At 70.9% G+C, this 10,062-nt stretch carries 5 protein-coding genes; 1 reads left to right on the top strand and 4 read right to left on the bottom strand.

The window, feature by feature from the left end:
• The 4 genes from AC07Y4_RS23580 to AC07Y4_RS23565 form a co-directional block, all read right to left on the bottom strand.
• On the bottom strand, positions 1-228 hold a 228-nt coding region (locus tag AC07Y4_RS23580; protein ID WP_495275188.1), incomplete at its 3' end, for a transglutaminase N-terminal domain-containing protein.
• A gap of 15 nt (positions 229-243) precedes the next feature.
• Complete coding sequence (locus tag AC07Y4_RS23575; RefSeq protein ID WP_495275187.1) at positions 244-1,065, bottom strand: basic amino acid ABC transporter substrate-binding protein; 822 nt, start codon at positions 1,063-1,065, stop codon at positions 244-246.
• Positions 1,066-1,105: 40 nt separating this feature from the next.
• Positions 1,106-3,850 (bottom strand): circularly permuted type 2 ATP-grasp protein, encoded by a 2,745-nt coding sequence (locus AC07Y4_RS23570; protein ID WP_487849161.1) that lies wholly within the window; start codon positions 3,848-3,850, stop codon positions 1,106-1,108.
• Between the two features lie 78 nt (positions 3,851-3,928).
• Positions 3,929-7,429 (bottom strand): transglutaminase family protein, encoded by a 3,501-nt coding sequence (locus tag AC07Y4_RS23565; protein ID WP_487849160.1) that lies wholly within the window; start codon positions 7,427-7,429, stop codon positions 3,929-3,931.
• A gap of 121 nt (positions 7,430-7,550) precedes the next feature.
• Between AC07Y4_RS23565 and AC07Y4_RS23560 the strand changes: the two genes are divergently transcribed.
• The gene (locus AC07Y4_RS23560) at positions 7,551-10,016 is read left to right on the top strand and encodes a DNA internalization-related competence protein ComEC/Rec2 (RefSeq protein WP_487849159.1); all 2,466 of its coding nucleotides are present in this window, start codon (positions 7,551-7,553) and stop codon (positions 10,014-10,016) included.
• Positions 10,017-10,062: the final 46 nt, after the last annotated feature.

The raw sequence follows: 10,062 nt of genomic DNA, 5'->3' as shown, positions 1-10,062 counted from the left end.
CGTGACGATGAGGTGGTCGTGCGTGGTCTCGAGCGCGAAGAAGGCGCGCGTGTTGCCGTACAGGTCGGGCACCTCGTTGCGTTGCGCGGGCGCGGGGTCGATCGTGAGCTGGTGACTCACGAGTTCCTGCGACGCGGTGGCCAGCGGGCGCAGGTGCGCCAGGTGCTGCGCCGTCTCGACCGCCGGCGCGTACGCGTAGCGCGTTTCGTGGGTGACGTGCAGCAGCATCGCGCGGCTCGCTGTTTACTTGGACTCGGCGCCGAAGTGCGAGGCGTAGATCTTGGCGTAGGTGCCGTCGGCCTTGATGTCGGCCAGGCCCTTGTCGATCTTCGCCAGCAGCTCGGCGTTGCCCTTCTTCACGGCGATGCCGTACTGCTCGGTCGAGAAACCGGCGTCGCTCACGGTCTTGAAGCCGCCGCCCGGGTTGTTGGCCAGGTAGTGCGCCACCACGCCGTTGTCGGCCACCACGGCCTGCACGCCGCCGGCCTCGAGTTCCTTGAGTGCCAGCGGCGTGGATTCGAAGCGCTTGATGTCGGTGCTCGACTTGCCCAGCAACTTGCCCACCACTTCGTCGCCGGTGGTGCCGTTCTGCACGCCGACCTTGAGTTTCTTGATGTCGTCGAACTTCGCGACCGTCGAGTCGCTCTTCACCGCGATGAGCTGGCGGGCCTCGAAGTAGGGCTGCGAGAAGTCCATCGTCTGGCGGCGTTCGGGCGTGATGGTGATGGCCGACACCAGCAGGTCGCGGTCGCCCAGCTCGAGCGTGTTGAAGATGCCTTCCCACGGTGTGTTGACGAACTTCACCTCGATGCCCGCCTTCTGCGCGACGGCCTTCACCATGTCGATGTCGAAGCCCACGACCTCGCCCTTTTCGTTCTGCGATTCGAAGGGCGTGTAGGCCGCGTCGGTGCCCACGACCAGCACGCGCGGTGCGGCAGCGGGCGGCGGCGCCGAGGCGGCCGCGGGCGCGGCGGGTTCCTGCTTGCCGCAGCCGGCGAGCGCGAGGCCGACCAGGAGGCTGGCGGCGGTCAGTGTGAGACGGCGGTTGAGGGCGATGCCGGACATGGAAATGCCTCCTTCGAAATATCGTTGTGTAGGTATGGAATCAGGCGCCGACGGAGCGCAGCGATTCGGACGTGAGCGTGAAGTAGCGCGTGCCGATGGCGTCCGACACGTGGTACGCCGCCGTCTCGCAGGTGGCGAGCAGTTCGACCAGCGCGGGGTAGTCGGCGCCGGGGCCGGCCGCGCACAGGTGTTCGAGCGTCCAGGTGGCCGGGTCGGGCAGCTCGTACGACAGGGCCGTGAGCTTGCCCGGCGCGCTGCCCGCGAGCCGCGCGATGCGCCCGCGCAGCGTCTGCGTGACCCAGGCCAGCGAACGCGGGTTCTCGGCGTCGAGCACCAGCAGGTCGACCAGCGTGGCGACATCGCGGCGCTGCTGGTAGCGGGCATGGAAGGTGATGGTGCTGTCGAACAGCGCCACCATGGCCTCGAAGCCGCTCACCTCGTGCACGGCGCCGTTGGCAAAGCCGGCCTCGAGCGCGCTCGACAAGAAGCCCAGCCGTTCGATGTGGCGGCCGATCGACAGCAGCCGCCAGGCGTCATCGCGCGTCATGCGGTCGGTCTGCGCGCCGGTCATGGCGGCCAGCGCGGTGCTGGCGGATTCGAGCGCGCGCAGGGCGGCGCTGGCGGCAAAGCTGCCTTCGCCGGCCTGCTCGGCCGCGCGCCGCAAAAAGTCGCTTTCGGCGCGCACGATCTGGTTCCAGTTGTCCTGCGACAGCCGTTCGCGCACGGCCGCCGCGGCCTGCCGGATGCTGCGCAGGCTGTAGCCGACGCTGCCACCGTGGTCGACGTCGCCCAGCTCGGCGATCAACGCGCGTTCGAACACGCGGCGCGACTGCGGTGCGCTCGGCGCCTCGGCCGGCACGAGCGCATTGCGCACCGCCATGCGGTGCAGCCATTCGAGCAGCGGGCGCGAGGACTGGTCTTCGCTGCCCAGCAGGTTGAGCGTGAGCCGCGCCAGGCGCACCGCGTTCTCGGCACGCTCGGTGTAGCGGCCGAGCCAGAACATGTTCTCGGCCGCGCGGCTGGTGACCGGCGCACGGTGCCGCGCGAGCGAGGCCGGCGTGGCGTGCGGCTGCAGCAGCGTGGTGCGGTCGACCTCGCCGTGCGTCTGCACCCAGACGTCGGCACTGCTGCCGCCGCGCTGCATCGAGGCGATCTGCGCATCGGGGCCTGCGAGGCGCGCCAGTCCGCCGGGCAGCACGCGCCACGACTGCGGGCCGTCGCTCACCGCGAACACGCGCAGCATCAGCGCACGCGGCGCGATGTGGCCGGGGCCGAGGTCGCTGGCCCAGGTCGGCATCTGCGACAGCGGCAGGTAGCCCTGCACCGTGTGGACGTCGCCCTCGCGCACGATGCGGCCGGCCCATTCGTCGATTTCGCGGCGGCCGAGCTGGCTGCCGAACACGGCATCGAAGCTGGAGCGCCCCTGGAAGCCGGGGTAGGTCGGCTTGATGGCGCTTTCGCCGAGCTGCGGCAGCACCGCCTCGAGCGCGGCGCGCTCGCCGCACCACCAGGTCGGCAGCGCCGGCAGCTTGAGCTTCTCGCCGATGAGCCGCAGCGCCAGCCCGGGCAGGAAGCCCAGCAGCGCGGGCGATTCGAGGAAGGCCGAGCCCGGCATGTTGGCCACCAGCAGGTTGCCCGCGCGGATCGCCTGCAGCAGGCCGGGCACGCCGAGCGTGGAGTCGGGGCGCAGCTCCAGCGGGTCGAGGAACTGGTCGTCGAGCCGCTTGATGAGGCCGTGCACCGGGCGCAGGCCCTGCAGCGTCTTGAGGTACAGGCGCTGGTCGCGCACCGTGAGGTCGCTGCCCTCGACCAGCGTCAGGCCGAGGTAGCGCGCCAGGTAGGCGTGCTCGAAGTAGGTCTCGTTGTACGGGCCCGGCGTGAGCAGTGCGATGTGCGGCGGCGAGCCCGAGGGGCACATGCGCTGCAGGCCTTCCATCATGGCGCTGTAGGTGGCGGCCAGCCGCTGCACCTGCAGCGCCTCGAAGGCCTGCGGAAACTGCCGCGTGATCGCCAGGCGGTTCTCCAGCAGGTAGCCCAGGCCCGAAGGCGCCTGCGTGCGCTGCGAGACCACCCACCAGTTCCCGTCGGGGCCGCGCGCGAGGTCGAAGGCGGCGATGTGCAGCCAGGTGTCGCCCGCCGGCTTCACGCCGTGCAGCGCGCGCAGGTAGCCCGGATGGCCGCGCACCAGCGCCGGCGGCAGCAGGCCTTCGGCCAGCAGCTGCTGCGGGCCGTAGGCGTCGGCCATCACGCGGTCGAGCACGCGCACGCGCTGCTGCACGCCGGCCTCGATCTGGGCCCAGCTCTCGGGCGAGACGATCAGCGGGAACAGGTCGAGCGACCACGGCCGTTGCGGGCCGTTGGCGTCGGCGTACACGTTGTAGGTGACGCCGTTGTCGCGGATCTGCCGCTCCAGGCTGACCGCGCGCCGCGGCAGGTCGTTGATGCCGCCGGGGCCGAGCTGTTCGAAGAAGGCGTTCCAGGCGGGGGTGAGCGGGGGCTGGTCGCTGGACGGTGAAGGTTCCTGTGCCTGCGATTGCGAGGAGGACTGTGACTGGGACTGCGATTGCGACGGGGTCGGTCGCTCCTCGGCGGCGTCGTACAGCAGCGGGGCCGCGGCAGGCGCCGGGGCCGCGCCCGACCCCGGCCGCGAAGGCGCCGTGGGCGTCGCCTGTCCCCGCAATTCGTCGAAATGCCCAGGCAGGGCCGCCGGCGCGAGCGAAGACGCCAGGGCCGCCGGATGCTCCGGGGCCTGGGCGTCGAACAGGGATTCGTTCAGGGGTTCCACAGGGGGGAGATTGTCACATCACCGTCACCGGGGCCGATCCGGCGGTGCGACAGGGTTCCCCCTGAGTCCTCGGGCCGGTCAGCGCCGCAGGTCCAGCGTGAACGGAAACTCCCGGCTGCCCGGCAGCTCGATGGTGGCCGGCGGCGTGCGCAGCAGGCCCGGCGTGTGGCCGGTGCGCGTGAAGCGCGAATGGCGACGGCTCTCGGCCTCGTAGGCGTTGACCGGGAAGGTGTCGTAGTTGCGACCGCCCGGGTGGGCGACGAAGTACTGGCAGCCGCCCAGCGAGCGCTTCATCCAGGTGTCGACGAGGTCGAAGGTCAGCGGCGCGTGGGCCGGAATGCTGGGGTGCAGCGCCGAAGGCGGGTTCCAGGCCTTGTAGCGCACGCCGGCCACGAACTCGCCGGTGACGCCCGTGGGCTGCAGCGGCAGCACCTTGCCGTTGACGGTGACGACGTGGCGGCTTTCGTTCAGGCCGGTCACGCGCACTTCGATGCGCTCCAGCGACGAATCGACATAGCGCACCGTGCCGCCGGCCGAGCCTTCCTCGCCCATCACGTGCCACGGTTCGAGCGCGTTGCGCAGCGACAGCTCCACGCCCATCGACTGCATCTGGCCCACGAGCGGGAAGCGGAACTCGAAGTGCGGCGCGAACCAGTCGGAATCGAACGCAAAGCCGGCCTGGCGCATCTCGCTGATGACGTCGTCGAAGTCCATCTTGACGAAGGTCGGCAGCAGGAAGCGGTCGTGCAGCTCGGTGCCCCAGCGGGTGACGGGCGCCTGGTAGGGCGCGTCCCAGAAGCGGGCGACCAGCGCGCGGATCAGCAGCTGCTGCGCGATGCTCATGCGCGCATGCGGCGGCATCTCGAAGGCGCGCAGTTCCAAAAGGCCGAGGCGGCCGGTACTGGAGTCGGGCGAGTAGAGCTTGTCGATGCAGAACTCGCTGCGGTGCGTGTTGCCCGACACGTCGATCAGGATGTTGCGCAGCGTGCGGTCGACCAGCCACGCGGGCATGTTCTGGCCGTAAATCTCGCGGTTCTTGGCGATTTCCTTCAGCGCAATTTCGAGCTCGTAGACCTGGTCGTTGCGCGCTTCGTCCACGCGCGGCGCCTGGCTGGTCGGGCCGATGAACATGCCCGAGAACAGGTAGCTCAGCGACGGGTGGTTGTGCCAGTACAGCAGCAGGCTGGCCAGCAGCTCGGGCCGGCGCAGGAACGGGCTGTCCGCCGGCGTGGCGCCGCCCATCACGAAGTGGTTGCCGCCGCCGGTGCCGGTGTGGCGGCCGTCGGTCATGAACTTCTCGGCCGACAGGCGCGTCTCGAACGCGGCGTTGTAGAGGAACTCGGTGTGGTCGACGAGTTCCTTCCAGTTGTGGGCCGGGTGGATGTTGACTTCGATCACGCCCGGGTCGGGCGTCACGGCCAGCATCTTCAGGCGCGGATCGCGCGGCGGCGGATAGCCTTCCATCACGATGCGCACGCCCAGTTGTTGCGCGGTGGCTTCGACGGCGGCGACTAGGTCGAGGTAGTCCTCCAGGCGCGCCAGTGGCGGCATGAAGACGTAGAGCACGCCCGAGGCGCTGCCTTTCTTCTCGGCCGCGGGGCCGTTGGCGCGGCGCGGGTCGCGCACCTCGACGCACAGCGCGGTGCGCGTGACCCAGTGGGCCGATTCGCCGCGCAGCGGCTGGCGCGTGGCGGGTGTGGCGGCATCCGCAGCAGCTGCTGCATCGCCCTTCGCCGCATCGCCGGGGCTTTGCATGCGCAGCGACGCGGCCACCACGGGCGGCGCGCCGAAGGTGTAGGGCACCTCGCCCAGGTCGGCGCCGGCCACCGGGGTGGCGGTGGCATAGCGCGCGCGGTAGTCGGACGCGCTGGGCAACGCGGCGCGCGGCGCGGTCGGGTCGCGCTCGATGAGATAGGGGTAGTCGCCCTTGCTGGCCCACGGTTGCGAGTCGAGCGGCAGGCGGTAACCCATGGGCGAGTCGCCCGGGATCAGGAACAGGCGGTCGTCGCGCAGGAACCAGGGGCCGGTCTTCCAGCCGGGGCCGGCGAGCGCGGGCGCGTCGCTGTTGGCGTTGCCGGGTTCGATGGGCAGCATGTAGCCGATCACCGCGTCGAGCTTCTGCGTGAACACGCGGCGCAGGCGCACGCGTTCGAGTTCGTCGTCCAGCTTGGAGTCGAAGGGGTCGACGTTCACCGGCAGGCGGCGTTCGCGCCACAGGTAGTAGTAGGTGTCCTCGTAGCCGGCCTGGATGTAGCGCTCGGTGAGGCCCAGCTTGTGCGCCAGCACGGTGGTGAAGCGGCGCGCGTCCTCGCTCGTGTAGTGCGTGGGAAAGCGCTCGTCGGCGAACAGCGCGGGGTCGTGCCACAGCGTCTGGCCGTCGGCACGCCAGAAGATCGACAGCGCCCAGCGCGGCAGCTGCTCGCCCGGGTACCACTTGCCCTGGCCGAAATGCAGGAAGCCGCCCTGGCCATACTCGGCGCGCAGCTTGTGCACGAGCTCGGTGGCGTAGCCGCGCTTGGTGGGGCCGAGCGCGTCGGTGTTCCATTCGGGCGCGTCGCGGTCGCTGGTGGCCACGTAGGTGGGCTCGCCGCCCATGGTCAGGCGCACGTCGCCGGCGACGAGGCGCGCATCGACCGCGTCGCCGAGCGCGAGCACCTCGGCCCATTGTTCTTCGGTGTAGGGCTTGGTGACGCGCGGCGATTCGTAGATGCGCGTGACCTTCATCTCGTGGCTGAACTCGACCTCGGATTCGTCGACGCCGCCTTCGATGGGCGCGGCGCTCGACGGCGTGGGCGTGCAGGCGAGTGGAATGTGGCCTTCGCCGGCCAGCAGGCCCGAGGTGGCGTCCAGGCCGATCCAGCCGGCGCCCGGCAGGAACACCTCGCACCAGGCGTGCAGGTCGGTGAAGTCGACCGTGGTGCCGCTGGGGCCATCGAGGGCCTTCACGTCGGGCGTGAGCTGGATCAGGTAGCCCGACACGAAGCGCGCGGCCAGGCCGCAGTGGCGCAGCAGCTGCACCAGCAGCCAGCCCGAGTCGCGGCACGAGCCGCTGCCGTTGCTGAGCGTTTCTTCCGGCGTCTGCACGCCGGGCTCCATGCGGATGAGGTAGCTGACGTCCTTCTGCACCTGCTGGTTGATGCCGACCAGGAAGTCGATGGTGCGCTGCTCCTTGCGCTCGATCCTGTCGAGGTAGGCCTGCAGCAGCGGCGTGGGCTTCTCGGTGACGAGGTAGGGCGCCAGCTCTTCGGCCTGCGAGGCCGTGTACTTGAAGGGAAAGTTCTCGGCCTGCGGCTCCAGGAAGAAGTCGAAGGGGTTGTAGACCGCCATCTCGACCACGAGGTCGACCGTGACCTTGAACTCGCGCGTCTTCTCGGGGAACACGAGCCGCGCCTGGTAGTTGGCGAACGGGTCCTGCATCCAGTTGACGAAGTGCTCGGCCGGCTCGACCCGCAGCGAGTACGAGATCACATTGCTGCGGCAATGGGGCGCGGGGCGCAGTCGCACGACTTGCGGGCCCAACTGCACCAGGCGGTCGTATGTGTAGTGGGTGACGTGGTGGAGTGCGGCGTGGATGGACATGCGTAGGGGCGTGCAGTGCAGCGAGGTTGCATCGAAAAGATGTCTCTGGTGAGACGCATACTAGCCCAGTTGCCAAGCAATTAACGCGCCATCGAGCGTGGGTTGGGGGAGGGTTTGCATCATGGATTCCGGGGTGTCGGGAGGGCAGTCGCGGCGTGCGTCCGAGGCTGTCGCGGGTGGGTCGGGGGCCTTCGTTGCGCTGGGCGGCACGCTGCTCGGCGCGGCGGTGCAACTGCGTCAGCCGCTGTTGTGGGCGGCGGGTGTCTACGTCGCGTTGCTGCTCGTGGGGCTCGGCGGCGGATGGCTGTTGTGGCGGTGGCGTGGGCCTCGGTGGGCGGTGCTCGTGCTGTCGCTGGCCTGCGGCGCGATGGCCGGCGCGGGGCTCGCCGGATGGCGTGCCACGGCCTACGCGCAAGGGGCGCTGGAGCCGCAGCTCGAAGGACGCGACCTGCGGCTCACGGGTGTGGTCTCGCAGATGCCACAACCCGGCGAGATCGGAACGCGCTTCCGTTTCGATGTGGAGACGGCGCAGTGGGCCGATGCCTCCGATGCGGTGCCGCCGACGGTGCCACCGCGCATCGCACTCGCCTGGTACGGCGAATACAGCGGGATGTGGGAGCAGCCCGCCGAACGTCGCGCATCCGTCGCACGCACCGTGGGCGAGGTGCATGCCGGCCAGCGCTGGCAACTGACCGTGCGCCTGCGCGCGCCGCACGGCAACCTCAATCCGCACGGCTTCGACAGCGAGCTGTGGGCGTGGGAGCAGGGCGTGCATGCGCAAGGCCATGTGCGGGCCGGAGCGCGCGACCCCGCGCCGCAACTGATGGGCACCACTTGGCGGCACCCGATCGAGCGGGCGCGCGAAGCCGTGCGCGATGCGGTCTTCGCCCGCGTGGACGACCGGCGGCAGGCCGGCGTGATCGCCGCGCTCGTCACCGGTGACCAGGGCGCCATCGACCGTGCCGACTGGGACGTGTTCCGCGCCACCGGCGTCGCGCACCTGATGTCGATCTCGGGCCTGCACATCACCTTGTTCGCGTGGTTCGCGGCGCATGTCGTGGGCGCGCTCTGGCGGCGCAGCAGCCGGCTCATGCTGCGGCTGCCCGCGCAACAGGCCGCGCTCGCCGGCGGCGTGGGGCTGGCCGCGCTCTACGCGCTCTTCAGCGGCTGGGGCGTGCCCTCGCAGCGCACGGTCTGGATGCTCGCGGCCGTGGCGCTGCTGCGCCTGACCGGCAGGCGCTGGCCGTGGCCGCACGTCTGGCTGCTGACGGCGGTGGTCGTGGTGGCCGCCGATCCTTGGGCGCTGCTGCAGGCCGGCTTCTGGCTCAGCTTCGTCGCCGTGGCGGTGCTGTTCGCCTCCGCCACGGCCGTGCCGGGCGAGGGCAGGGTGGGCGCGCTCACGCGCCTGGGGCGCTTCTTTCGCGAGCAATGGACGATCACGCTGGCGCTCACGCCGCTGAGCCTGCTGCTGTTCCAGCAGGTGTCGGCGGTCGGGCTGGTGGCCAACGCGCTCGCGATCCCGTGGGTGACGCTGGTGATCACGCCGCTGGCGATGCTCGGCGTGGCGGTGCCGCCGCTGTGGGACGTGGCCGCCGGGGCGGTGAAGCTGTTCGCGCTGCTGCTGCAGGCGCTCGCCGGCCTGCCGTTCGCCACGCTGTCGATGGCCGCGCCGCCGCCGTGGCTGGCCGCAAGCGGCGTGGCGGGCGGCGTGCTGCTGGCGATGCGCCTGCCGCGGTCGGTGCGCGCGCTTGGCCTGCCGCTGCTGTTGCCGGTGCTGCTGTGGCAGCCGGCGCGACCTGCGGTGGGTGAGTTCGACCTGCTCGCCGCCGACATCGGGCAGGGCAACGCGGTGCTCGTGCGCACCGCCACGCACAGCCTGCTGTACGACGCCGGCCCGCGCTACGGGCTCGACAGCGACGCGGGCCACCGCGTGCTCGTGCCGCTGCTGCGCGCACGCGGCGAACGGCTCGACCTGCTGTTGCTGAGCCACCGCGACATCGACCACACCGGCGGCGCACCCGCCGTGCTCGCCATGCAGCCGCAGGCGGCACTGCTGAGCTCCATCGAGGCCGGGCACCCGCTGCAGGCGCTGCGCCCCGCGCGCCGCTGCGAGGCCGGGCAGCGCTGGACCTGGGACGGCGTCGACTTCGAGGTGCTGTTTCCCTATGACAGCGACTACCTCGGCTTCACGCGGCCCAACGCCGTGTCGTGCGTGCTGCGCATCGGCAACGGCCGCGCCACGGTGCTGCTGGCCGGCGACATCGAGCGCCTGCAGGAGGCCGCGCTGGTGTCACGAACGCCGGGGCTGTCGGCCGACGTGCTGCTGGTGCCGCACCACGGCAGCAAGACCTCGTCGAGCGAGGTTTTTCTGGACGCCGTGCGCCCGCGCATCGCGCTCGTGCAGGCCGGCTACCGAAGCCGTTTCGGCCACCCGGCGCCCGAGGTGGTGGCGCGCTATGTCGAGCGCGGCGTGCAGGTGGTCGACAGCCCGCGCTGCGGCGCTGCCCATTGGGCGAGCCCGAGGCCCGCCGAGGTGAAGTGTGAACGCGCGCACGACCTGCGCTACTGGCGCCACCGCATGCCATGACGGTCCGAAACGCGAAATGCCCTCGCATCGGGCCCAAACCTAGGGC

The organism is Variovorax sp. GW460-12-1-14-LB1 (assembly GCF_059423605.1).
The sequence above is the reverse complement of the archived record's forward strand: the minus strand, read 5'-3'. Positions and strand labels throughout refer to the sequence as shown.

Excerpts from the sequence above, each read along its gene's own strand:
- AC07Y4_RS23560 (WP_487849159.1), top strand. The coding sequence starts at position 7,551 with ATGGATTCCGGGGTGTCGGGAGGGCAGTCGCGGCGTGCGTCCGAGGCT.
- AC07Y4_RS23565 (WP_487849160.1), bottom strand. The coding sequence starts at position 7,429 with ATGTCCATCCACGCCGCACTCCACCACGTCACCCACTACACATACGAC.
- AC07Y4_RS23575 (WP_495275187.1), bottom strand. The coding sequence starts at position 1,065 with ATGTCCGGCATCGCCCTCAACCGCCGTCTCACACTGACCGCCGCCAGC.